This is a genomic window from Allosphingosinicella deserti, from assembly GCF_003012735.1.
Taxonomy (GTDB): Bacteria; Pseudomonadota; Alphaproteobacteria; order Sphingomonadales; family Sphingomonadaceae; genus Allosphingosinicella; species Allosphingosinicella deserti.
Genome location: NZ_PXYI01000003.1, coordinates 596,279 through 619,898 on the forward strand (window position 1 = coordinate 596,279; position 23,620 = coordinate 619,898).

Below are 23,620 nucleotides of genomic sequence, written 5' to 3' on the forward strand. Positions count from 1 at the left end.
GGCGTTGCAGCGCCTTCAATGCGGCTCAGCCCTTCGCCTTGTCGGGGATCAGCCAGGTCATCAGTTCGCCGAAGGGGATCGGCTGGTTGAAGGCGATCCCGGCGAGGCCGTCGCCGGACCAGCGCACAGCGCCCTGCAACGGCCGGAACCGTTCCATGGTGATGACGACCTGGGCGCCGGACGGCAGCGGCTCGTCGGTCTCCACCTTGACGCCGCCTTGCGAGATATCATGGGTGTTGACGCCGTACAGGCGGGCGCCGCAGCGGACGGTGGCGAGGCGATCGACCTCGACCCGTGGCATCCTCGGAGTCCAGCCATTGTCGACAAGCGCCTGGCTCGAAAGCATTTCGGCGACGTCGATCGGCGCGTGGAACTGGATGCCGATGTTCGATCCTTCGGCCCAGCGCACCACGCCCTTGATGGGCTTGTTGCCCTTGAGCTCGACCGCCACCTGCTCTCCGTTGACGTGGCGGGAGTAGACATGCGCCATCAGCCCTCCGGCGGAAATATTCCGGATGAGGCAGAGCTCGCGGCCGCGCGGCCCGATCAGGCCGCCGACGCGCAGGATCGTCATGTGCCGCCGGCTGGTACGCCGCTCCGACGGCTCGGGCGTTTCCGAGCTGAACGAGTAGGTCGTCTCCTCATGTTCTTCGTGCGACAGCATCGAACCTCTTTCCACCATCGAGTAACGACTCCGGCACCCACCCCGTCAGGATCTCCGATTAACCGGTGTTTGGTTTAAGGTTTCTTACGGATACCCGCTGGTAATCCACGAAGGCGCCGATCCGGTGCAGGTTCGTGGGTGACAGGCCGGCGATCCGTCATTCACGGTCTGCTTACGCTTTTGGTTTAGGCGGCAGGATCATGGACGCGGACACTAGGAACAGCACGCTGCCTTTTTCGGACGATCGGCCGGTTTCCGCCGTCGGTCCGATGGTCGGCCTGTGCGGGCTCGCCGGTCTGATCGGCTGGGTCGTGATCGCGCGAGCGTTCGAATATTCCGGCCCGAACGCCTCGCTGTGCGCCATGCTCGCCTGTGCTGCGCCGATGATCCTGTGGTCGGTGCTGGTCGACAAGGTTCACCTCCGGGCGTCGACCGGAATCAACTGGTCAGCTCCACCACGACCCTGGCGGGAGACGTTCCACATCAGCGTCGCCAAGCTCACCGGCCTTTGGGCGGTGTGGGCGGCGATCGCCTTCCTCTACTGCCTTGGTCGCTGGTATTGGGAGGATCCCTATCTGTTTGCGATGCGGCTGCTCGGCATGGCTGTGGGGCCGCTCGTCCTCTTCTCCGTCCCTTACGTCCTGTGGATCGACCGGCGGCTTGCCGATCCGCGTGACGGCAGCTGGCATTTCGGCCAGTTCGTCATCGGCCGGACGAGCCTGGTCGACCGCGACATCGTGCAGGATTATCTGCGCAGCTGGGCGGTCAAGGGCTTCTTTCTCGCATTCATGATTACGATCGTTCCGGGGAACTGGTTCAACGTCGTGACGCCGCGCGCTGAGGAGATCGGCACCAACATCCTCACGCTGACGCGTTGGCTGGTCAGCTGCATGTTCATGGTCGACACCGTGTTCGCCACGGTGGGTTACGCGCTCACCCTGAAGCCGCTCGATTCCCACATCCGCTCTGCCAACCCCTATGCCGCCGGCTGGATGGCGGCTCTGATCTGCTACCCGCCATTCATCATGATGGGGGAAGGGCGGCCGCTCAATTACCATCCGGGCACGATGGGCGACGATGGTTGGGTCTACTGGCTCGACGGCTATCCGCTACTCATCGCCTTGTGGGCGTTGCTTCTGGTGATGCTCACCGCAGTCTATGCATGGGCCACGGTGGCGTTCGGGATCCGCTTCTCCAACCTCACCCATCGCGGCATCCTCACCAATGGGCCGTACCGGCTGACCAAGCATCCGGCCTATGTCTCCAAGAACCTGTTCTGGTGGCTGGCGACGCTTCCCTTCTTCGCGACGACCGGCAACCTCAACGATGCGATCCGCAACACGATGCTGCTGGCGATGGTCAGCGGCGTCTATTACTGGCGCGCCCGCACCGAGGAGCGGCATCTGATGGCCGATCCCGTCTATCGCGACTATGCCGCCTGGATGGAGCGCAACGGTCCGCTCACCCGCTTGCTGCGCAGGATGTCCGGCCGGCGTGTGCCTGCGACGGTTCCTGCGGAATGAAGTTCAACGCGATGTTCCAGCTTTCTCGGAAGCCGCGTTCAGGGCCAGCCCGAGCTGCTGCGCGTCATAAGGCTTGTGCACGAAGTCGAATTCGGCACCGGCACCGGCGATGATCTCGTCACTATAGCCGCTGGCGAGCAGGACCGGCAGCTCAGGGCGATTGGCCCGCGCCCTCCGGGCCAGCTCGACACCGCTTATCCCGGGCATGACGACATCGCTGAACAGGATGTCGACAGGGTCTCGCGCCAAGATCGATAGCGCCGCCTCCGCTTCATCCGCCTGGATCACCGTGTGGCCAAGGTCTTCAAGGAGAGTGGCAGCGAACTCCCGCACATGATCATTGTCCTCGACGAGCAGGACCTTCAGCGTTCGTGACGGCTCGATTGCCTGCGGCGTGCCGTCGGCAGGCGCCGCCGAGTTGGTCGTGCGGGGCAGCAGCAGCCGGATGGTCGTGCCCTCACCGAGCCGGGAGTCGATCTCGGCGCGACCGCCGGATTGCGCGGCGAAGCCGTGGATCTGGCTCAGGCCGAGGCCGGTGCCCCTGCCGACCGGCTTGGTTGTGAAAAAGGGCTCGAACACCCGGGCCTTCACTTCGTCGCTCATTCCTTCACCGGTATCGCGAAGGGAGATGCAGACCCAGTCGCCGTCGGCATCGCTGCGGTTGGCGGTGGAAAGCACGATGCTGCCGCCATTGGGCATCGCGTCGCGCGCGTTGAAGGCGGCGTTGAGCAAGGCGGTTTCGAGCTGGGTGCTGTCGACCTCCACCGGCCAGAGCGAGGGGGCAAGATCGAGCTGTACCTGGATGCTCCCGCCGAGCGTGCGCGAGAGGACTTCGCCGAACGCGTCGAGGCGGACGTTGAGCGCGACCACTTCGGGCTTCAGCGCCTGTCGCCGGCCGAAGGCGAGCAGGTGGCTGGTCAGCATCGCCGCGCGATCGGCCGTCTCAGTGATCGCATCGAGGTAGCGGCGCCGCTTCTCGTCGCTCAGCGTCTCGCGGCGGAGCAGATCGGCCGAGCCGCGGATCACCGTCATCAGATTGTTGAAGTCGTGGGCGATGCCACCGGTCAGCTCGCCAAGCGCCTGCAGCTTCTGCGACTGCAATAAAGCCATACGTGTTTCCTCCAGCTCCTGCTGGGCAAGATAGCGCTCGGTGACGTCTCGGGTGACCTTCGCGAAGCCGATGTGACGTCCCGCATCGTCGTAGATCGGATCGATGACGACGCTGGCCATGAAGCGTGTGCCGTCCTTGCGCAGCCGCCAGGCCTCTTTTTCATATTTGCCCGCGCCGAGCGCCGTCGCAAGCGCCCGGGCAGGCTCGCCGCACGCCCGATCCTCGTCGGTGTAGAATTGGGAGAAATGCTGACCGACGATCTCGCCCGCCGAATAGCCCTTGATCGCTTCCGCGCCCGAATTCCAGTTGGTCACGCGCCCGTCGGGATCGAGCATGTAGATGGCGTAATCGCGCACGCCCTGGACGAGCAGGCGGAAGCGCCGCTCGCTTTCGCGCAAGGCCTCGTCAGCCTGTTTGCGCTCGGTGACGTCCCGGGTGATCTTGGCGAAGCCGATCAGATGGCCGTGGTCGTCACGAATGGGGTCGAGCACGACATGCGCCCAGAAGCGGGTGCCGTCCTTGCGCACGCGCCATCCCTCGGCCTCGAACTTTCCCTCCCGCGCGGCGGTCGCGAGGGCGCGCTGCGGAAGACCGGCGGCACGATCCTCGTCGGTGAAGAAGCTCGAGAAGTTGCGGCCGATAATCTCGTCGGCTTCATAACCCTTGAAGCGGCGCGCGCCGGGGTTCCAGGTGGCGATCCGGCCTTCCGGATCGAGCATGTACAAGGCATAGTCGGTAACGGCGTTGACCAGCAGCCGAAACCGCTCCTCCGTCAGGTGGGATTCGAACCGGGTGGCGTCAGCCATTATGATCCTGGACTACGGGGCGGGCACGCAAGCGCGCACCTCTAGCGCCCGCCGGAGGTGCCCGCAACGCATTACCACCAAAAGGCCGTGTCAGCCCGCAGCAAGGAATTTCTTGACGTTGCGGGCGGCCTGGCGAAGTCGTTGCTCGTTCTCGACCAAGGCGATCCGAACGAAGCCTTCGCCTTCCTCACCGAAGCCGACGCCTGGGGCGACCGCGACCTGCGCATCGGCGAGCAGCCGCTTGGAGAATTCGACCGAGCCCAAGTGACGGAACGCTTCCGGAATCGGTGCCCAGGCGAACATGCTGGCGGTCGGGGAGGGGATGTCCCAGCCGGCGCGCGCGAAGCTTGCGACGAGGCAGTCGCGCCGCGACCTGTAGAGCGCGCGATTGGCTTCGATGATGTCCTGCGGCCCATTGAGCGCCGCCGTGGCCGCCGCCTGGATGGGCGTGAAGGCGCCGTAATCCAAATAGGATTTGACGCGGGTAAGGGCGTTGATCAGCGTCCGGTTACCGACCGCGAAGCCCATCCGCCAGCCGGCCATCGAATAGGTCTTCGACATCGAGGTGAACTCGATCGCGACGTCCTTGGCGTCCGGAACCTGGAGGATCGACGGTGTCGGCGTGTCGCCGAAATAGATTTCGGCGTAAGCAAGGTCGCTGATCACCCACAATTTGTGCTCGCGGGCGAAAGCAACGACCTGCTCGTAGAACGGAAGATCGGCCACATAAGCGGTCGGATTGGACGGATAGCCGATCACCAGCACCGACGGCTTGGGCACGGTGTAGCGCATCGCCATTTCGAGGCGGGTGAAGAAATCGGGGCCGGGCGCGGCCGGGATCGACCGGATCGCGGCGCCGGCAATGATGAAGCCGAACTGGTGGATCGGGTAAGACGGGTTGGGGGCGAGAACGACGTCGCCAGGCGCGGTGATCGCCTGAGCGAGATTGGCCAAGCCTTCCTTGGAGCCGAGGGTGACGACCACCTCGCAATCCGGATCGACATCGACGTCGAAGCGGCGCTGGTAATAAGCGGCCTGGGCTTTCCGAAGCCCCGAAATGCCTTTGGAAGCCGAATAACGGTGGGCGCGCGGATTGCGGGCCACTTCGGCGAGCTTGTCGATGACATGGGCCGGCGGCGCGCCGTCGGGATTGCCCATCCCCAGATCGACAATGTCGATCCCTTGCGCCCGTGCTGCTGCCTTCATGCCGTTCACTTCGGCGAAGACGTAAGGCGGCATGCGGCGGATGCGGTAAAATTCTTCCATAGCCCAACCCGCATATCGACAGTTCGGGATGTGCGAAAGGAGGAATGGGATCCCGTTCGAAGGAAAAATGCCGGCACGGGCCGCCGGATCGTGCAGCCCGTGCGCCGCCGTCATTCATGGCTTGCCGATTGCGAAGCCCGCGTGTGCCGGGCACAAGGGCGCGGCAATAACAATAAGCAGGAGTGTTGATGCTCGACCGGCGCACCTTCCTCGCCTCCGGCAGCGCCCTCGCCGCCGTGCCTTTCCTGTCCGGCTGCGCCGGCAAGCCCACGCTCGGCGGGAACGCGCCCGATGCAGCGGCCGTCGAGGCCACGCTCGCCGACGTCGCCGAGCAATTGCTCCGCGAATATCCGGAGAATGCAACCTCGCTCGGCCTGGACAAGGACAATCGCTCGGACCTCAAGGCGCGGCTGACCGATCGTTCGCTCGAAGGCTATCATAGGCTCGCCAAGTCCGCCGCGGATCGGCTCGAGCGGTTGCGGGCGATCCGGCGCGAAACCCCGTCTGCCGCCGCCGCCAACGATCTCGACGTCGTGCGCACTGCGCACGAGATCGCCGACGAGGGCTTTCGCTTCCCATATGGCGACGTCGTCACGCTCAACCAGAATTGGTCCTACCGGAACTCGCCTTATGTGGTCGCCCAGAATACCGGCGGGTTCGTCGAGATACCCGATTTCCTCGACAGCAATCATGTCGTCACAACGGCAGCCGATGCGGACGCCTATCTGGATCGGCTCGATGCTTATTGGCGAGTGCTCGACGGCGAGACCGAGCGGCTCGCCTACAACCGCAAGCTCAGCGTCGTCGCGCCCGATTTCCTGCTCGACAAGACCTTGCGCCAAATGAAGACCGCGCGCGCTCTGCCGGTTGCGCAGTGGGGCCTTGTCACGTCACTGACCCGCCGGACCGCGGCGATCCCGGGCGACTGGGAGCGGCGCGCCATCAGCATCGTCGAACGCCGTGTCATCCCGGCGATGGACCGGCAGATCGCGGAGCTGGCACGCCACCGCGCGCTCGCCACCGGCGACGCGGGCGTGTGGAAGCTACCCGACGGCGATCGTTATTATGCCTGGGCGCTGCGCGCGGCGACGACCAGCAGCCTCAGCCCGGAGGAGGTCCATGCTCGCGGCCTGGAGGAGCTTGCCGCGCTCCAGGCACGGATGGAGCCGCTGCTCCGGGCGCAGGGCCTGACCCGCGGTACGGTGGGCGAGCGTATGACGGCGCTCGGCAAGGATCCCAAACACCTGTTCCCCAACACCGACGCCGGTCGCAAGCAGATCCTGGACTATCTGAACGAACGGGTTGCCGACATCCGAACCCGCCTGCCGCGCGCGTTCGCGACCCTGGTGCCGGGCAATCTTCTGATCAAGCGGGTGCCCGTGGAGATCGAGGCCGGCGCCCCAGGTGGCTATGCGGCGGCTGGAACGATCGACGGATCGGTGCCCGGCAATTACTATATCAACTTGCGCGAAACGTCGATGTGGCCGCGCTTCGGCCTGCCGACGCTGACCTATCACGAGGGGCTTCCTGGCCACATCTGGCAGGGCGAATATACGTACAAATTGCCGTTGGTACGGTCGCTGCTCGCCTTTAACGCCTATTCGGAAGGCTGGGCGCTCTACGCCGAGCAACTCGCGGACGAGCTTGGCGTCTATGACGAGGATCCGATCGGGCGCCTCGGCTACCTCCAGTCGCTCGCCTTCCGCGCCTGCCGGCTCGTCGTCGACAGCGGCCTCCATGCCAAACGCTGGACCCGCGCGCAGGCAATCGAATGGTTCGCCACCACCAATGGCTCCACCGTTGAGGAAGTGCAGGGCGAGGTCGATCGTTATTGCGCCTGGCCCGGGCAGGCCTGCGGCTACAAAGTCGGGCATAGCGAGATCGTCCGCCTCCGCGCCAAGGCGCAGGGTGCGCTCGGCGATCGCTTCGATCTGCGGACGTTCGACGACGCTTTGGTGCTTGGCGGCAACGTGCCGCTGACCCTGCTCGAAGCGGTTGTCGATCGCTACATAGCGGCGCGCCGCGGCTGAGAGGCTATTCGGTTTCCCGGCGCGCGCTGTCGAGCAGGCGCTGCTGACGCGCGGCCTCGGCCTTCGAAGCCTTCTTCTCGGCGCCGGTGCGTCCGTTCGCGGCACGGTTGCGCTCGGCGACCCTGTGCTTCGCCGCGCGGTCCAGGGCTTTGCGAGCCTGTCTCAGATTGATGATCTCGGCCATCATCGGGATGTAGAATCCTTTGTCTGGCGCTGACAAGCCTTGGCCACCTGCTTTGTCCCGTATCCTGAACCCCCCGCGCCAAGGCGCGTTCAGGGCGAAACGAAATCACAGGAGCAAGCGACGTGGCCGACATGGATCTGAAGAGCATCGCCGAGAAGATGCGCGACATCGATTTCGCGATCCTTTCCACCCGCACCGAAGGCGGCGAGATCGCCGGCCGGCCGATGAGCAACAATCGCGAGGTCGAATTTGACGGCGACAGCTTCTTCTTCACGCTCGAAGAGACGCGGACGGTCGACGACATCAAGCGCGATCCGAAAGTCGGCCTAGGCTATCAAGGCAAATCGGGTCTCCTTGGCGCGAAGCCATTCTTCATCACCGTCGAGGGTCGGGCCGAACTGATCCGCGACAAGGGTGCGTTCGCCGAACATTGGACCAAGGATCTCGATCGCTGGTTCGAAAAGGGCATCGACACGCCGGGCCTGCTGCTGCTCAAGATCTCCGCGGAGCGGCTCCATTATTGGGACGGCACGGACGAGGGCGAGCTCCGGCTTGGAGCACACGCAGCCGCGGATTGAGCGACAAGGGGGACGGGTGCCTGACGAACCATCATTGCCCCGGGTCGGCTGCGGCGCCGCCATCCTGCGCGATGGCGCGTTGCTCCTGGTCCGCCGCAAGCGCCCGCCCGAAGCCGCCCATTGGGGGCTGCCGGGCGGAAAGGTCGATCCGTTCGAGCCGGTCCCCGCCGCTGCGGCGCGCGAGATTCATGAGGAACTGGGCATCGTGATCGAGCCCACCCGCTTGCTGTGCGTGGTCGACCATATCGATCGCGCCGGCGGCGAGCATTGGGTCGCGCCCGTTTATCTGGTCGATAGGTTCGCCGGCGAACCGGCGGTGCTGGAGCCCGATGCGCTCGCCGAGATGGGCTGGTTCAGGCTCGATGTCCTGCCGGCGCCGCTGACCCAGGCCGCCGAGCAGGCCGTGCGGGCGCTCTCCGGATCAGCCTGAAACACATTGTAAGTACCGTCCAGACCGCGCTTGTCGAAGCCCTTCCTTCTACCTTCCAACGAGCGAGAAGGCGAGGGCTTCGACAGGCTGGGCCCGAACGGAGCCAAGTATCAATTTCAGAGCGCTCATTTTTTCCGTCTGCGGCTTTCGCGATAGGCCGCGACCTCCTGCTCGCTGAGCTGGCGGACGTTGGTCACCGGGCAGCGCTGAACGCCGGTCGGGCTCGGCACGATCAGCTCCGCATCGAGGCCCCCGCAGATCCACGATCCGCCGCCGCGCGAGCGAATGCCGATGCGCTGCGACCAGTCGACGTCGGGGCAGGTGCCGACGATGTCGAGCCGGAACACGCGCCGAGCCCCCAGCGTGACGTAGACCGTCTCGTCGTCGGCGGCGTGGAAGCCGTTCACCTGCCTCGGCAGAAAACATTGCCGGCGCGCACTGCTGCCGCTCGTCCCGGCGTCCGCATCCGTCGAGCCCGCGCAGGCCGCGACTCCCGCGGCGCCGACCGCAATGCCGAGCACGCCGACTGCGATTTTCCCGAAAGCTCTGCGCATCGTCATTGCCTCGCTTGCTTGCACTTCCCGAACCGGCCCGTGGTGCGCCGGTTCCGCGCAAATCCGCGCTGCTGATCTGGATCAGCGACTTCGTCTGTCTGGGAGGGCGGACGCGCGCGCTTCCACGCCGCGCGATCTGGCGCTAGACCTCTGCAATGCCGCTTGCCGCCACGGGACTGCCCCCAGCTTTCGCCTCCGGAGCCTTGCTCCTGCTTCTGTCTGCCTGTGCCACGCCTCAGACGATCGCAAGTAGCGCTGCCTCGTCCGACGCCCCGCGCTGGCGTGCCGCAGCGCAGCGGGTGGAGATCATCCGGGACGATTGGGGCATTGCCCACATCACCGGCAAGACCGATGCCGACACGGTGTTCGGGATGATCTACGCCCAGGCCGAAGACGATTTCAACCGGATCGAGACCAACTATCTGGTCGCGCTCGGGCGGCTCGCCGAAGCGGAGGGGGAGGGGGCGATCTGGCAGGATCTGCGGGCCCGCCTGTACATGGATCCCGCCGATCTCCAGGTGCGCTGGAACATTGCACCGGATTGGTTGAAGCAGCTGACCCGGGCTTGGGCAGACGGTCTCAATTTCTATCTCGCGAGCCATCCGGAGGTGCGGCCGCGGGCGATCACGCGGTTCGAGCCGTGGATGGCGCTGTCGTTCACCGAAGGCAGCATCGGCGGCGACATCGAACGGATCGATCTGACCGCGCTGGAAGCGTTTTACGGCGGACGGCCCCCGGCGCTCGCCGCCGCAGTGCGGGCAAACGGCACCCAGGATCGTGAACCGCGCGGTTCGAATGGCTTCGCGATCGCGCCGTCGAACACCGAGAACGGCCATGCGCTGCTGCTGATAAACCCGCACACCAGCTTCTTCTTCCGCGCCGAGCAACAGGTGACCAGCGGGGAGGGACTCAACGCTTATGGCGCGGCGACCTGGGGCCAGTTTTTCATCTATCAGGGCTTCAATGCGCACGCCGGATGGATGCACACCTCGTCGGGAGTCGATGCCGTCGACGAATTTCTCGAGACGATCGAGCAGCGGCCGGATGGCCTGCGATACCGTTACGGAACCAAGTCGAAACCGGTTGCAATGGTGCCGGTGACACTCCGCTACCGGACCGTCGACGGCAGCATCACGTCGCGGCGCTTCGAGACGTACCGCACCGAGCATGGGCCGATCGTCCGCGAGCAGGACGGTAAATGGGTCGCCTTCGCGATGATGCACAAGCCGGTGGCGGCACTGGAGCAATCCTATCTGCGGACCAAGGCGAAGGATTATGCGAGCTTCCTCGAGGTCGCGAAGCGGAAGGCGAATTCGTCGAACAACACCATCTACGCGGATTCGAAGGGCGCGATCGCCTATCTCCACCCGCAATTCATTCCGGTCCGTGACGTCCGCTTCGATTACTCGAAGCCGGTGGACGGATCGGACCCACGGACGAACTGGCGCGGTTTACATAAGTTGGACGAGGCGCCGCATCTGCTCAATCCTGCCAATGGCTGGATCCAGAACACCAACAACTGGCCTTATTCGTCGGCCGGGCCGAACAGCCCGCGCCCTGAGGATTTTCCGGCTTATATGGATGAGTTCGGCGAAAATGCGCGCGGGGTGCATGCCGTGAAACTGCTCGGCGCACGCAAGGACTTCACGCTCGATCGGCTGCGCGATGCGGCGTTCGATCGCTGGCAGCCTGGCTTTGCGACCCTCGTGCCAACCCTGGTCGCTGCCTTCGATGCGCTGCCACCTTCTGCGCGCAAGAGTCGTCTTGCCGAACCGATCGCGATGCTCCGCGCGTGGGACCATCGCTGGGCCGCGGAGTCGGTCCCGACCGCGCTGGCGATATTCTGGGCAGACCGGCTGATGCAGGATCTCGCGCCGGAGGTTCGCGCGCGGCGCAACCAGCTCCCCGCCAGTCTCGCCGAGCGCACCTCCGCCGCACAGAAGCTGGCGGCGCTCGAGGAGGCGCTCGCGCGTCTCCAGCGTGAGTTCGGCCGCTGGCAGACGCCCTGGGGCGAGATCAACCGCTTCCAGCGCCTGACCGGCGACATCGTCCAGCCGTTCACGGATGCGGGGCCGAGCATCGCCGTTCCGTTCCCGTCGGCGATCTGGGGCTCGCTCGCGTCGTTCGGCGCCAAGCCCTATCCGGGCACCAAGAGATGGTATGGAACGAGCGGCAACAGCTTCGTTGCGATGGTCGAGTTCGGCCCGCGGATCCGCGCCCGGGCGGTCAGCGCCGGCGGGGAGAGTGGTGATCCCAAATCGCCGCACTTCAACGATCAGGCGCAGCGTTACGCCGACGGTAATTTCCGCACGGTCTATTTCCACCCCGACGAACTCGCCGGCCATGTCGCGCGGCGTTACCGCCCCGGCGAATAAGTGCGGTCAGGCGAGGTCGCGCGCCTTGCTTGGCGGCACCCCGAAGGTGCCGCGAAACGCTCGGGTAAAGGCGCTGAGGCTCGCATAGCCGAGCTGCTCTGCAATCTCCGTTGCGGTCACGGCATGGCTCTTGAGCAGCCGCGCCGCGCCTTCAAGACGGAGGCGCCGGTGATAGGTCAGCGGCGGCAGTCCGAACACTTCCGAAAAACTGCGGGTCAGGTGGAAGCGCGACAGTGCCGCATGGGCGGACACCTCCTCCAGCGTCACCGGCCGCCCGGCATGATCGTGGAGGAAGCATCGCGCGCGCTCGACGCGCTGCAGGGTTTCGATCCTGGTCGAAGCCTTGAGGCAATTGAGCCGCTCCAGCCGATTGGCGAATGCGGCGAGATAATCCTCGACCCCGATCGTCGCTTCCTGAACGATGCGGCGGGCAAGCCCCGGCCCCGCGCCCGGGCGGTCGGCGAGCAGGCGAGCGTAATTGCCGAGCGTCGCGGCGAGCGGATCGATCCGGCTTCCCGCGAGCGCGCGCCCGAGCCCGAGCGTCGGATCGCCGGCGACCGCGGCGCCATCACCGGTGCCGAGATAGATGCACAGGCCGGTCGTCCGGCCGGGGCCGGCGGTCCGTGCCTCGAACTCGACTCCGGCCTCGACCAGCATGAACTCGCCGGCCCGCAGCCGCTTCGTGCGGCCTTCGATCTCGTAAAGCTCCTCGCCTTCGAGCACATACTTGACCGAGGGTGCGAAGGATCGCATCCGGCTGCGACCGCCGTGAAGACGCGACAGCACGACGGTGCCGCTGCGCAACGGCAGGCGCGTTCCCTCGCCATGGCTTTCCATGAGCAAGAAAGGCGGCGGGGCGGAGGCGGATCGAGACGAGCCGCCGATCATTGTCGTGTCCATATGAGCAAGAGAAGCAAATAGAATGCCACAAGCAGTCGACTGGAAATCTACGGACGACAGGGTGCAATCGACGAAATGCAGGAGCTGGAGCGTCCGCGCGCGGGCACGCTCTGTCCGGGATCGAACGCGATGAGGATCGCGACGTTCAACGTCAACGGCGTCAACGGCCGTCTGCCGCTGTTGCTCGAATGGCTGGAAGAGACGGCGCCGGATGTCGCCTGCTTGCAGGAATTGAAGGCGCCCGACGAGAAGTTCCCGGTCCGAGCGATCGAGAAAGCGGGTTATGGCGTGATCTGGCACGGTCAGCCGCGCTGGAACGGAGTGGCCATCCTTGCCAGGGGTTGCGAGCCGGTGGAGACCCGGCGCGGCCTTCCGGGTGACCCTGCGGACACCCAGTCGCGCTACCTCGAGGCAGCGATTTCGGGCGTGCTCGTCGGTTGCCTGTATCTGCCCAACGGCAATCCGCAGCCCGGCCCCAAGTTCGACTATAAGCTTGCCTGGATGGAGCGGCTTCACGCCCATGCAGAGAGTTTGATCGGGCTCGATTGTCCGGTCGTGCTCGCCGGCGACTACAATGTCATCCCGACCGATGCCGACGTCTACAAGCCCGAACGCTGGGCCGACGACGCGCTGATGCAGCCGGAATCGCGAGACGCCTTCTTCCGCTTGCTTTCGCAAGGCTGGACGGACGCAGTCCGCGCCCTCCATCCCGACGAGACGATCTATACCTTCTGGGATTATTGGCGGAATGCCTGGGCGCGCAATGCAGGGCTGCGCATCGATCATCTGCTGCTTAATCCGGATGCCGCCCCGCGCTTGCGCGCCGCCGGCGTCGATCGCGACACCCGCGCCAAGCAAGGCGCCAGCGATCACGGCCCGACCTGGATCGAGATAGAGGTTTGAGCGAGCCGAAATAGGAGGTGTCCGCAGACGGGAGGAAGCGCACCGGCAATCAAGGAGGGCGAAATGGAACAGCGCAAGCTCGGCGACCTTCAGGTCTCGGCGATCAGGCTCGGGTGCATGGGCTTCCAAGCGCGTCTTCAGGGACAGCAGGCTCCGGCGCGTGCCAAAAAAGAATTGTCCGGATTGGATCAACCTGTGCAGCGGCCGCGCAACCCTCCTGCGGGCGCTGGGCGCGCAGATGGGACGGAACTTGCAACCGGCAAGTGCCGGGAAGCACGCGCTAAAAGCCGACATCCGTGCGCTCGCGCAATAGCATCGCCGGACTACATCGATGCAGGCCGATTTTCTGCCCTCCGCGCCGGATGTTGAGACTGAGTCTAGAACTTTGTCTTAAGGGAATGACTAAGACACAATAATTGCAGCAACCGATTGGAGCCTCTGGTCGGCTGCTGGCGGGATTGCCGACTCTCTTCATTGGGAGTAGCGTCTCATGTCGTTCAGCGGTTCCGTCGACTCATCCTCGCGATGGGACCGGGCTAGAAGTCTGCAAAGAACTCGAAAGTTCGTGATGTTTGTCGCGTGCCCGGGCGCCGCGATGTGCGCATTTGCGCGTCCCGGAGGCTAGCGACCAGTAGAGCGAGGTTCCGTTTTGGGCCAGGCCTTGGACATGGCTGGGGGAGACGGCCTGTTCGGCTCCAGCATCGAAATCCGCGAGCTGCGCCGCTATCTCGGCAAGCTGGCGGAGAGCGATGCCACCGTTCTCGTCACCGGCGAAACAGGAACGGGGAAGGAGCGTGTCGCGTCCGCTGTGCACCGGCTCGGTCGGCGTGCCACGGGACCGTTCGTGGCGGTGAATTGCGCCGCAATTCCGGAGACGATGATCGAATCCGAGCTGTTCGGCCACGAGCGTGGTGCCTTTACCGGCGCACATGCGGCTTATGCCGGGCGGTTCGCCCAGGCCGATCGCGGCACCCTCTTCCTCGACGAGATCAGCGAGATGACGCTTTCCGGTCAGGCGAAGCTTCTGCGCGTGCTCGAAGATCGGTGCGTTCACCCGATCGGCGGCGTGCGGCCGAAGCCGGTCGACGTCCGCGTGGTCGCCGCAAGCAACGAGTGCCTCGAGGATCTGGTCGAGCGCCGCGCCTTTCGCGCCGATCTCTTTTACCGCCTCAACGTCGCACGGATCGAGCTACCGCCATTGCGCGACCGCCCGGAAGACATCGGCCCGATCGTTGCACACTTCATCGATGATCAGAACCGCCGGCAGGCATTGCGGGTCGGCCGCCCGGATCCCGTGTTGCTCGACATGATGCGGCGCTACCGCTGGCCCGGCAACGTCCGCGAGCTTCGCAACATGGTCGAAGCCGTGTTCGTCGACCCGCCTTGCGGCGGTGCGCTGCGCCTGGACGACCTGCCGCCGGCCTATCGGCGGCTGTTCGCCGGCAAGCGGGAGCCCCAAGAGCCGGAGCGGGAGCGCCTGATCGCCGTCCTGCGCGACACCAATTGGAACAAGGTTGAGGCTGCCCGCCAGATGAACTGGTCTCGCATGACTCTCTATCGTCGGCTCGCCAAATACGAGCTGACCGAACACGAGCCTGCCTGCTGATCTGTCACATGTAACGGCGCAGCCTGTACCATGTGACAGCAGCGAGCGCCGCCCGCTCCTCTCTTTACCCGTGATTACAGTCGCTTGGCAGATTGGCCCGGCTCTTGCTCCGGATCGGTGACAGCGTCGAGCAACGAGGCAGGCACGTGGTGACAAGCCGTGGGGACCCTATCGACATCTGCGATGATGAAGGCCTTGCGGTGCGCATCCGCCCGCCATTGGCATGCTATGCCAATTACTTCGAAGTGGGGCACAACGCCTTCGAGTTCCTGCTCGATGCCGGCCAGATCACGCCGGAAAGCGGCGAGATCCGGCTGATGAGTCGGATCGCGGTCAGCCCGGTCCATGCCAAGCTGCTCGCCCGCTTGCTTGCCCGCTCCGTCGACCAGTTCGAACATGCCTTCGAGCCGATCCCCGACCTTACCGAGGAAGGCGATGATGGCGCGGATTTCGAGCTTACCAGCCCAGGCGAATTCGAACGCCGTGCGATCGATGCACGGCGGCGCACAATCGCCGATCCCGCCCGCGCTCCGGGCAAACCCGTTTCCAACGAGAGGTAGACCCATGGTTGCGCAGCTCCGCCCCACCCGTCTGGACGTCACGGACCGCTTCCCGATGTTGGGCTTCACGATCCGCACCGACAGTCCGCCACGCGCAGCCGAGGTGGTGCTTGCGACCGATCCGGCCTTGTTCACCAGCCGAGAGGGACGCAGTCCCGCAACCTTTTATTCTAGTCGCGAGCATGGCTTGCTGTCGGTCTCCCGCGGCGAAGCCGTCTATGTCGTGCCGCCTGACGTGCTGGCGCGGTTCGTGAACGCCAGCCAGCTCTGGTTCGGTCTCGCCACCGCGACTCCGCCGGCGGCCAGCGACTGGACGGTCGACGTCCTGCCGACGGCAAGCAGTCCCTACGTCTCGCTGAGCGGCCTCAGCGATCGCTCGTTGCGCCGCGTTCGCATGTACCCCGCACGTCGCGGCGGCGACAGCTACGGCGGGGCGAATGCCGTGCTCGAATGGGCCGGCGACCGCGCGCAGCCGGGGATGCGCCCGGCCCAGCAGCCGGGTCAGGCCGGCCGCAGCGCCCCGCCGGCTCCCGCTGCTGCGGATTCCGCCCCAGCGCCGGCTGACGTGCAGTATGACGATGGCTTCGGCCCGCTGCCGCCGCTCTCCAGTAAGTCGCCTGCCGCCGCACCGCCGTCCCAAGCCGGTGCGTCCGTCCCGGCGGCCCAGAGCTATTCCCGTGGTCTCGAGGTGGATCCGGAGTCGATGGGAATAGAGGGGCCGGCCTATAGCGAGGAAGAGGTTCCCGCGGCGGCCGCCGCCGGCACGCTCGCGCTCAATGCCGCCGATTATTCCGGGACCAGCCGGATCGCACCGTCACCCGCGTTCAACCCCGGCCGTGCCGGCCAGAGCGTCGACCGGATCGTCATCCACATCACCGATGCGAACACCACCGGCAGCACGGTCAGCCACTTCACCCGCCCCAAGGCCAACAGCAGCGCCCATTATCTGGTTGCTCAGAATGGCGAGGTCATCCAGTTCGTGGCGGAGGCGGACACCGCCTGGCATGCGATGGGTGCCAATCGGCGCAGCATCGGGATCGAGCATGTCGCGGTGAAGCAGGGCGGCGCCACCTACGGATCCGTCACCTTGGCCCATCTGCCCCCCAGCGACGCCGAATATCAGGCTTCGGCGGCGCTCGTCGCCGATCTGTGCCGGCGTTACGCCCTTGTTCCGGATCGGCAGACGATCATCGGCCACAGCGAGGCGCATCCCGGCACCAGTCACACCGCCTGCCCGAACGGCGCCTGGGATTGGGACCGATACATGCAGCTGGTCGCGGCCTGCTACGCCGCGTCTCTACCTGTTCCCGCGAGCGGGCAGGGCCTCGGCTTCCGCGAACCGCGCCTGCGCGCCGTGTCGCTCGATGCCGGAACGATCAGCGTGTCCAGCACCCAGCAGCCGATCACCGCGCCGCCGGTCGATACGGTCTCGCAGCTGCGCAGCATCGCCATCCAGGCGATGCTTGCCGCCAATCCCGTGATGATGCCTTTCGTGCTGATGGCACGCGCCGCGGCCGAAGCCGGCGGGCTCGCGATCGGCATCGGGCCGTCGGTCGGCGCCGGACTGCTCGGCGGTGCCGGGCTGGGCTGCGGCCTGATCTTCGCACCCGGTAACGTGATGGGCGTCTACGGCCAGTTCGAAGTCACCGCGGGCTGGATCGCCTCGATCGGGCTTAACCTGCAGGTCACCATCCTCCGGGGGGGCGTCAGTGCCTTCAGCGGAGTCAGCTATGCGGCAGGCATTTCGGGTGGCGAGGGCATCACGGGGGGCGCAGCGGCGCTGTTCGACGGCAATCGTGCCTTCCAAGGCGTCACCCTGCAGGTCGGCGTCGGTGCCGGTCTGTCCCCGGTCGACGTCTTCACCAGCGTGCAGCACGCCGTCGCCGGCCAGCTCGGCTTCGCCATGGCAGCGCTCGATCCCGCCGCCGCGGCCGCACTCGACGCGGGCGGAGACACGGTCGAGATCAAGTATCGCGCCTTCATCCCCTCGCCGATCATCAAGGGCCCGGCGTCCGACTACGATCCCGGCCGGATCGGCCTGCCGAGTCTGATCGGCGGCGAGGATTTCGGCGGCGACGGTCGCGGCTTCAGCTACGACCGCGGCAGCAGCCGGGCGGAAATCACCGCCACGCTCACGCTCGACGCAGCCGGGGGCATCTCCAACCTGCGCACCGTCAATCGTCATTGGGGTGAATCGACCGCCTACGATTCCAGCTACACCTATCATGTCGAAGGCAAGCCGGACTGGTGGCTGGACAAGCAGGCTGGGCTCACCCCCAGCCGCCGCAGCACGCTTCAGGTCAGCGACGACAATCTGCGCATCTACCAGGGTGCCGGCACCACCCAGCGAAGCATCCTGGCGATGACCAGCAACAGCGCAGTCGTCACCATTCGCATGGCCGGCGCGCTGCCTCTGGTCTGGCCTTCGCCCGACATCGACGCCGACGTCTCGATCTACCTCAAGCGCGGCGCCAACGGCGTCGAGGTCATGGTGGTCGGCGATCACGACGGCTTCCCCGCGCACGAACTCTACGTCAACGGGCGTCAGATCTACACCTACGATCCGGTGGCGGCCGGCAACAGTCCGGACAGCCTGGTCGCGCCGACCGACCGTGAGATCAGCACCAGCTGGATCGCTGTGCCGAGCCGTGCCGGCGCCGCCGCCCAGGGCCTGGCCGCTGCGGGCACGGCACGGCCGGCCGCACGCGGGCTCGATGCCGACGATTGGTCGATCAACTGGGACGAGGTCTATCTGGTCCCGCAGCCCACCAACATGAGCTGCTGGGCAACCGCTGCCGCGATGATCGACGGTTGGAAGCGTCGCCAGTCGGTCTCGATCGACAGCATCGCCGAGTTCGACAACCTGTCGGTCGAGAACGGCCTTCCGCCATCGAGCGCGGCGCGCTTCGCGCAGGCGATCGGATTCCGCGTTCACCCCAATGCCTGCTACACCCCGGACGGCTTCCGCGCCATCATCGAGGCCAACGGCCCGGTCTGGGTCGCCGCCAAGGTGCCCTTCCTTCACGCCATCGTCGTCACCGGCATGTACCGGGAGAATGGCCAGCATTATGTGCGGATCACCGATCCGTGGGATCGTGTCGTCGATCCTGCCGGACGTCGCGGCAACGCAAACCCCACCCATGTCACCGGCAGCCAGTATATCATGCCCTACGAGGCATTCGCGCTCGAGTTTGAGGCGGCGGGCGATACCGATTTCGCGCAATTGCTCCACACCGGCGGCACCCACGGACACACGATCAATCGCGGCAACGCCGCCGCAGCAGGCTATGCCCAGGGTCTCTCCGAACGCAGCGAATGGACCCGTGCCGATCGCTACCGCTCCGGCGCCAGCGTCCGCGCCCTCGAGGCCGACGACTGGACGATCAATTGGGACGATGTCGAGCAGATCGCCCAGCCGACCGGCAAAGGCTGCTGGGCAACCGCCGCGGCGATGGTTACCGGCTGGCGCGACCGTCAGTCGGTCGATCCGACATTGATCGCCCGCTTCACCGGCTTCGATTCTTCGCTGACCGGAGGGCTCGCCCCCGAGGACAAACGACGCTTCGCGGACGCGGTTGGCCTCGTGATCCACCCCAACGCCTGTTACACGCCCGAGGGCTTCTGCCAGATCCTTGAAGCGAATGGCCCGATCTGGGTCACCGCGAAGGTACCTGGGGTGCACGCGATCGTCGCCACCGGAATGTATCGCGAGAACGGGCAATTCTATGTCCGGATCACCGATCCGTGGGATCGCGTCGTCGGCACGCCCGGGGCGCCCGGCCCGCACGGCGCCGGCCACAGCACCGGAAGCCGCTACATCATGACCTATGACGCGTTCGCCGCCGAGTTCGAGGCAGCGGGCGATATCGACCGCATTCAATTGCTGCACAGTGGCGGCACCTTCGGCCACGTGCCCAATCGCGGCAGCGCCGCGTCTGCCGGCTACGCCCAGGGACTCGACGCGGGCCGCAACGGGCATGCCGGCGGTGACGATCGCCTCGGCTTCGGCACCATGCTCACACGGTCGGTCGAGGACAAGGTGGGGGTCCGTTACGATCTTCCCGCGCTCTCCGGAATTGTCCATCCAGCCAACGCCTTGGCGGGCGGCGCCGGGTCGCCGGTCATCGGGCAGCGTGTCGTGGTAGACGACTGGCCCTACATCGCCGGGCCGAGCGGCACCACCAAGGCGGGGATCGCGATCGACTGGCAATATGAAGGCGCGGGCGTCGGCAACATCACGCTGTCGCCGGTGGAGCCGCAGATGCTCGACGGCTGGACTGCGACCATCCGTGCCGACATCGAGCCGGGCAATCCGGACCCCAACCGCACCGTCCTGGTGGTGCGGATCACCACCACCTTCTCTCGACCAGGCGACGAGAACCAGGTCGCGGTCAGCACCGTCACGCTGGCCGGCGATCGGCGCCCCCTGGTGCAACACGAAGATGCCCCGCCCGCGGGAGCACCGGCGGAGGCGCAGGCCCGCCGGCCTGCCTTCGTCTGATCGCCGAACAGGATCCGGACGATGACTCGCTACATCCCGCCGCCACCAACCCCGAGGAGTAACGGCCACGCGCCGGCGATGGCGCTCGCACGTGATGCGTTCGGACGCGAGATCGTTGCGCCGGGGCAACCGCAGGAGCCGTCGCCGTTCGCCGCGAATGGCGCCCAGCAATCGACCGCACCGAAGGAGAAGGCGACGGATGCGCTCGGCCGCCGCGCTGGCGCGTTGTCGGACGAGATCGACTTTCCGGCCTTTGTCGCCTCGCTCGTTCACGGCACGTTCGACGCGATCGTGGATTCCTCGATCAAGCAGATGGAAGCCTATGCGGATCTGGTCGCAGCGGTGTCGAAGCCGCTCGATCAGTTCGCGCAGGAAAATGTCACCGCCGGCCAGGCGCGGGGGTGGCTGGTGGAGCAATATCCGCGCGACGTCACCTTGATCGACGATGGCGGCGAATTCCGGCTGGCGCCACTGGTTCAGCCGGGCAGCGAGGAGCCGGCGATGCCCGGCTGGCTTTCCGATTTCGGCGAGGACGGTAACGAGCTCACCGCCGAATTGCTGGAGGAGTCGATCCTGCCGCAGGCGCGCGAGCGGCTCGCCCAGCAGCGCCTGTCCACCTTGTCGACGATGGTGCTGATGGGCATGCAGCGCGTCGTCATCAAGGACGGCTCGATCGGAGCGCGGCTGCGCTTCCGGGCCGCCGCGGCGGATCGCGCCGCCGTCCAATATGCCACCTCGAACGATCCGACCAGCGGCGGCTCGACCTGGGGCGCCCGCGCCAGTGAAGGTGCGATCACCAAAGTCTCGACGGTCGGCGTCAACGCGCAATCGGACAGCGAGCTCAAGGCCGAATTGTTCGGCGACGTGAAGATCAACTTCGCCTCCGACTTCCTGCCGCTGGACCGTTTCGTCGACGAGGCCCAGCGCAGCCTGCTGGAGCGGCACAGTCGGACTCCCCGTCGCGCGACCGCGGCGCCGCCGCCCGCCGCCGTGGCGTCACCGCCAGTGGCACTGCCCCCCGCAGCGCCGTCACCGGTCGCCGCGCCCGCACCAATCGGGTTTGCGCCCGCACCGATCCTACCCGGAGCGACGTCGTGAACGGGCGACGCACCCTTGGCGAACTGCTCGGCGAACTCGCCGGCGGCGTCACCGGCTTCGTCGACAGCCCGTTCGTGCGCGCACGTTCGCTGTTGATCGACCTGCCGATCGACCTTCGCCTCGTCCTCGCTCCCGATGGGCCGATCGTGATCGGCGACGTCCCCCTGTTCCTGACCCGCACCGCGTTCGATCCCGATCCGGCGCGGCTGCAGATCGAATGGCAGGCCGTGCCGACGGAGGCGCAGCCATGACTCGCGACGCCACCCTGCGCCTGGAAGACTTCATCCAGGCGGTGCAGAGTCAGCTCGATAATGCCCAGGCGGCGATGGCGATCAAGGCGCGCAACCTCAATCTGCCGCTGACCTTCGCGATCAAGGACATCAACCTCGATCTTCGCGCACATGTCGAGTTTGCCGACAGCGAGATCCGGATTCGTCCGGCCGGCGCCGGCGAAAAGGAAGCCAGCGTCTTCCACCTCGTCTTCACCGCGATCACCCGCCCAGCGATCGAGGAGAATGCGATCGCGCTCTCCGAAGGCCCGGATGAGGACAGCCTCGACGAGCTCGCCGACGAGCTCACCCCCGAAGAGCGCAAGCGCCTGGAATGGGCCGGCGTTCGCACCGTCCGCCAGTTCCAGGAGGCCGAGGAGAAAGGCACCGTGCGCAGCATCGGCCGGGTCACGAACCTGCCTGTCGAGCGGTTGCGCAAGGCGCTCGAGCGGGCCTCGGCGCCGCTGGTACAGCGGGTCGAGCCGGTACGGGTCGCGCCCGGCAATGGCGATACGCCACCGCTGATCCGGGTCACCGGGCGCAACCTGATCCGGCGCGGGGCGCCGCCGCAGGTGCGGATCGGGGACCGGCCGGTCTCGATCCTGTCGTCGGCGCCCGGCGAGCTGCTGCTCGCGCCTGGCGACGATCAATGGGCGGGCGAATTGTCGGTCGAGCCGGCACCGGCGCTGGCCAGCGCGATGAGCTTCGATCTGACCGCCTTCGCGCCGCCGTCGATCCCCGCTCCTGCCGCCGACAGAGTCGCACCGCCCACCCCCCGGCAGGAGACGTGGCAATGACCATCCGTGCTCTTGCGACGCCGTGGGCGGCACCCGGTGAACGGCAGTACAGCCTACCGACCAGCCTGGTTGTGAAACTCGCGCTTGGCGAAGCGCCGGAGCAGATCCCGGCCGTGCGCGACGTCGCCCGCAATCTCCTTCCCGCCGCAACCTCGATCGACGGCGGCGCGATCGATCGGATCATCTCCGAGCGCGCGGGTGGATTCCGGGCCGCGCGCTTGTTCGCCTCCGCCCGCGCACCGGTCGCCGCCGGTCGATCGCATACCGGCTATGACGCGGTCGAGCAGACCACGGGCATGGCCCGCACCCTGGTCCTGCGGGTGCCCGCCGGTACTCCGATCGGCACGGTTTGCGAGGCGCTGTCGCAGATCAGCATCGTCGAGAGCGCCAGCCCCAATTACGTGTCGGTCACTCCCTTCGAAATCGCCGCGCCGGTCGCCCGCGCCGATGATCGCGGGGAGGGGCTGCGGCGCATGGTGCGGATGGCGGAGGCGCATGCGATCGAACCCGGCGACGACGGCGTTGTCGTCGGCCTGGTCGACAGCGGCATCGGCAAGGATCACGCCGAGTTCGCCCGCACCTTCCGCGCCGGATACGACACCGTCCGGCTCGAGAGCAGCGACATCGCGGCCGGCGTGGAATTGCTGGGCGATCACCGCCGCAACGACGGCGACCCCGAGGATCGCTTCGTCGGCCACGGCATGGGGTGCGCCGGGATCATCGCCGCCGACGGACGCGCGATGCCGGCCGGTCTCGGCGGCTGCTGCCGCATCGTTCCGCTTCGTGCCCTCGCGGCCGCCCGGCTGCCCGGACGCACCAGCGCCGTCGGTCTCGGCGCGATCAGCGATCTCGACATGGCGATGAAGCTCGCCGTCGATCTCGGCGCCAAGGTGATCAACATGAGTTTCGGCACCGACGATGCCGCGCTGAGCCCGCGCAGCCCCAAGCCGCATGCCGATGTCATCGACTATGCGCTCGCCCGCGGCTGTATCTTGGTCGCCGCCAGCGGCAATAACGGCAAGCAGGCCCGCTTCTGGCCGGCCGCCTATCCTGGCGTGCTTGCAGTCGGTGCGGTCGATGCGGAGCGGCACCCGGCAAGCTTCAGCACACGTGGCGACCATGTCGCGCTCTGTGCACCGGGCGAGCAGGTCTACACCACCGCGCTCGATGGATATCAGCATGCCACCGGCACCAGCTTCGCCGCGCCGTTCGTTGCCGGCGCCGCGGCGCTTCTCGTCGCCCGAAGCCATCGCCGCGCCCGCCCGATCGACGCGCTGACCGTGCGTGACATCCTGATGCGGACCGCCCAACCGTTCGCGGCCGGGCGCGCGGAGGGCTGCGGCGCCGGCATCCTTGACGCCGCCGCAGCGCTGGCGGCGCTCGACGAAGAGATGGATCGCGCCCTGGGAGACGGGGCGGAAGCCCATGGAGGCGCCGATGACGGCTGACCCCACAATCTGTCGCT

19 protein-coding genes are annotated in these 23,620 nt (G+C 66.4%); 13 read left to right on the top strand and 6 right to left on the bottom strand.

Features of this window, described 5'->3' with window-relative positions; genetic code table 11:
- Nucleotides 1-25: 25 nt before the first annotated feature.
- Nucleotides 26-664, bottom strand: coding sequence for a PilZ domain-containing protein (locus C7I55_RS11095; protein ID WP_158266383.1), 639 nt, complete (start codon nt 662-664; stop codon nt 26-28).
- Between the two features lie 200 nt (nt 665-864).
- Between C7I55_RS11095 and C7I55_RS11100 the strand changes: the two genes are divergently transcribed.
- Complete coding sequence (locus C7I55_RS11100) at nt 865-2,187, top strand: methyltransferase family protein (RefSeq protein WP_106512974.1); 1,323 nt, start codon at nt 865-867, stop codon at nt 2,185-2,187.
- Between the two features lie 3 nt (nt 2,188-2,190).
- On the opposite strand, the gene C7I55_RS11105 is transcribed toward C7I55_RS11100, so the two are convergent.
- Together C7I55_RS11105 and C7I55_RS11110 are read right to left on the bottom strand one after the other, a co-directional pair.
- Nucleotides 2,191-4,104 (bottom strand): hybrid sensor histidine kinase/response regulator, encoded by a 1,914-nt coding sequence (locus tag C7I55_RS11105; RefSeq protein WP_106512975.1) that lies wholly within the window; start codon nt 4,102-4,104, stop codon nt 2,191-2,193.
- A 90-nt stretch (nt 4,105-4,194) separates the two neighbouring features.
- Nucleotides 4,195-5,370 carry an LL-diaminopimelate aminotransferase gene (locus C7I55_RS11110; RefSeq protein WP_106512976.1) on the bottom strand — a complete coding sequence of 392 codons (1,176 nt, stop codon included), beginning with the start codon at nt 5,368-5,370 and terminating at the stop codon, nt 4,195-4,197.
- A gap of 188 nt (nt 5,371-5,558) precedes the next feature.
- On the opposite strand from C7I55_RS11110, the gene C7I55_RS11115 reads away from it, so the two are divergent.
- A complete protein-coding gene (locus tag C7I55_RS11115; protein ID WP_106512977.1) occupies nt 5,559-7,400 on the top strand; it encodes a DUF885 domain-containing protein in 1,842 nt (613 codons plus the stop codon).
- 4 nt (nt 7,401-7,404) lie between these two features.
- Here C7I55_RS11115 and C7I55_RS11120 read toward each other — a convergent pair whose 3' ends face one another.
- On the bottom strand, nt 7,405-7,587 hold the full coding sequence (locus C7I55_RS11120; RefSeq protein ID WP_408640598.1) for a DUF4169 family protein: 183 nt from the start codon (nt 7,585-7,587) through the stop codon (nt 7,405-7,407).
- A 128-nt stretch (nt 7,588-7,715) separates the two neighbouring features.
- Here C7I55_RS11120 and C7I55_RS11125 point away from each other — a divergent pair, with 128 nt between their 5' ends.
- Both C7I55_RS11125 and C7I55_RS11130 read left to right on the top strand, forming a co-directional pair.
- Entirely contained in the window at nt 7,716-8,162 is a 447-nt protein-coding gene (locus C7I55_RS11125) for a pyridoxamine 5'-phosphate oxidase family protein (RefSeq protein ID WP_408640604.1), read from the top strand.
- 16 nt (nt 8,163-8,178) lie between these two features.
- Entirely contained in the window at nt 8,179-8,592 is a 414-nt protein-coding gene (locus C7I55_RS11130; protein WP_106512979.1) for an NUDIX hydrolase, read from the top strand.
- A 125-nt stretch (nt 8,593-8,717) separates the two neighbouring features.
- Here the strand turns inward: C7I55_RS11130 and C7I55_RS11135 are convergent, their stop codons facing one another.
- Complete coding sequence (locus tag C7I55_RS11135; RefSeq protein ID WP_146150994.1) at nt 8,718-9,146, bottom strand: DUF6491 family protein; 429 nt, start codon at nt 9,144-9,146, stop codon at nt 8,718-8,720.
- A 155-nt stretch (nt 9,147-9,301) separates the two neighbouring features.
- Between C7I55_RS11135 and C7I55_RS11140 the strand changes: the two genes are divergently transcribed.
- The gene (locus C7I55_RS11140; RefSeq protein ID WP_106512981.1) at nt 9,302-11,521 is read left to right on the top strand and encodes a penicillin acylase family protein; all 2,220 of its coding nucleotides are present in this window, start codon (nt 9,302-9,304) and stop codon (nt 11,519-11,521) included.
- Nucleotides 11,522-11,527: 6 nt separating this feature from the next.
- On the opposite strand, the gene C7I55_RS11145 is transcribed toward C7I55_RS11140, so the two are convergent.
- Nucleotides 11,528-12,409, bottom strand: coding sequence for an AraC family transcriptional regulator (locus C7I55_RS11145; protein ID WP_158266384.1), 882 nt, complete (start codon nt 12,407-12,409; stop codon nt 11,528-11,530).
- 141 nt (nt 12,410-12,550) lie between these two features.
- Here C7I55_RS11145 and C7I55_RS11150 point away from each other — a divergent pair, with 141 nt between their 5' ends.
- From C7I55_RS11150 to C7I55_RS11185, 8 genes are all read left to right on the top strand, one after another.
- Nucleotides 12,551-13,324 carry an exodeoxyribonuclease III gene (locus C7I55_RS11150; protein ID WP_106513219.1) on the top strand — a complete coding sequence of 258 codons (774 nt, stop codon included), beginning with the start codon at nt 12,551-12,553 and terminating at the stop codon, nt 13,322-13,324.
- Nucleotides 13,325-13,991: 667 nt separating this feature from the next.
- The gene (locus tag C7I55_RS11155) at nt 13,992-14,930 is read left to right on the top strand and encodes a sigma-54 interaction domain-containing protein (RefSeq protein ID WP_106513220.1); all 939 of its coding nucleotides are present in this window, start codon (nt 13,992-13,994) and stop codon (nt 14,928-14,930) included.
- A 146-nt stretch (nt 14,931-15,076) separates the two neighbouring features.
- Nucleotides 15,077-15,490, top strand: coding sequence for a DUF3467 domain-containing protein (locus C7I55_RS11160; protein WP_106512983.1), 414 nt, complete (start codon nt 15,077-15,079; stop codon nt 15,488-15,490).
- Between the two features lie 4 nt (nt 15,491-15,494).
- A complete protein-coding gene (locus tag C7I55_RS11165) occupies nt 15,495-19,991 on the top strand; it encodes a papain-like cysteine protease family protein (protein ID WP_158266385.1) in 4,497 nt (1,498 codons plus the stop codon).
- A gap of 21 nt (nt 19,992-20,012) precedes the next feature.
- Nucleotides 20,013-21,089 (top strand): hypothetical protein, encoded by a 1,077-nt coding sequence (locus C7I55_RS11170; RefSeq protein ID WP_146150996.1) that lies wholly within the window; start codon nt 20,013-20,015, stop codon nt 21,087-21,089.
- Entirely contained in the window at nt 21,086-21,340 is a 255-nt protein-coding gene (locus C7I55_RS11175; RefSeq protein WP_106512986.1) for a hypothetical protein, read from the top strand. Before C7I55_RS11170 ends, C7I55_RS11175 begins: the two co-directional genes overlap by 4 nt.
- Nucleotides 21,337-22,155, top strand: coding sequence for a hypothetical protein (locus C7I55_RS11180; RefSeq protein ID WP_106512987.1), 819 nt, complete (start codon nt 21,337-21,339; stop codon nt 22,153-22,155). Before C7I55_RS11175 ends, C7I55_RS11180 begins: the two co-directional genes overlap by 4 nt.
- Nucleotides 22,152-23,603, top strand: coding sequence for a S8 family peptidase (locus C7I55_RS11185; protein WP_106512988.1), 1,452 nt, complete (start codon nt 22,152-22,154; stop codon nt 23,601-23,603). Before C7I55_RS11180 ends, C7I55_RS11185 begins: the two co-directional genes overlap by 4 nt.
- Nucleotides 23,604-23,620: the final 17 nt, after the last annotated feature.

Excerpts from the sequence above, each read along its gene's own strand:
- C7I55_RS11165 (WP_158266385.1), top strand. The coding sequence starts at position 15,495 with ATGGTTGCGCAGCTCCGCCCCACCCGTCTGGACGTCACGGACCGCTTC.
- C7I55_RS11135 (WP_146150994.1), bottom strand. The coding sequence starts at position 9,146 with ATGCGCAGAGCTTTCGGGAAAATCGCAGTCGGCGTGCTCGGCATTGCG.
- C7I55_RS11180 (WP_106512987.1), top strand. The coding sequence starts at position 21,337 with ATGACTCGCGACGCCACCCTGCGCCTGGAAGACTTCATCCAGGCGGTG.
- C7I55_RS11150 (WP_106513219.1), top strand. The coding sequence starts at position 12,551 with ATGAGGATCGCGACGTTCAACGTCAACGGCGTCAACGGCCGTCTGCCG.
- C7I55_RS11095 (WP_158266383.1), bottom strand. The coding sequence starts at position 664 with ATGCTGTCGCACGAAGAACATGAGGAGACGACCTACTCGTTCAGCTCG.
- C7I55_RS11125 (WP_408640604.1), top strand. The coding sequence starts at position 7,716 with ATGGATCTGAAGAGCATCGCCGAGAAGATGCGCGACATCGATTTCGCG.
- C7I55_RS11120 (WP_408640598.1), bottom strand. The coding sequence starts at position 7,587 with ATGATGGCCGAGATCATCAATCTGAGACAGGCTCGCAAAGCCCTGGAC.
- C7I55_RS11145 (WP_158266384.1), bottom strand. The coding sequence starts at position 12,409 with ATGATCGGCGGCTCGTCTCGATCCGCCTCCGCCCCGCCGCCTTTCTTG.
- C7I55_RS11115 (WP_106512977.1), top strand. The coding sequence starts at position 5,559 with ATGCTCGACCGGCGCACCTTCCTCGCCTCCGGCAGCGCCCTCGCCGCC.
- C7I55_RS11105 (WP_106512975.1), bottom strand. The coding sequence starts at position 4,104 with ATGGCTGACGCCACCCGGTTCGAATCCCACCTGACGGAGGAGCGGTTT.
- C7I55_RS11140 (WP_106512981.1), top strand. The coding sequence starts at position 9,302 with ATGCCGCTTGCCGCCACGGGACTGCCCCCAGCTTTCGCCTCCGGAGCC.
- C7I55_RS11155 (WP_106513220.1), top strand. The coding sequence starts at position 13,992 with ATGGCTGGGGGAGACGGCCTGTTCGGCTCCAGCATCGAAATCCGCGAG.
- C7I55_RS11110 (WP_106512976.1), bottom strand. The coding sequence starts at position 5,370 with ATGGAAGAATTTTACCGCATCCGCCGCATGCCGCCTTACGTCTTCGCC.
- C7I55_RS11185 (WP_106512988.1), top strand. The coding sequence starts at position 22,152 with ATGACCATCCGTGCTCTTGCGACGCCGTGGGCGGCACCCGGTGAACGG.
- C7I55_RS11100 (WP_106512974.1), top strand. The coding sequence starts at position 865 with ATGGACGCGGACACTAGGAACAGCACGCTGCCTTTTTCGGACGATCGG.
- C7I55_RS11170 (WP_146150996.1), top strand. The coding sequence starts at position 20,013 with ATGACTCGCTACATCCCGCCGCCACCAACCCCGAGGAGTAACGGCCAC.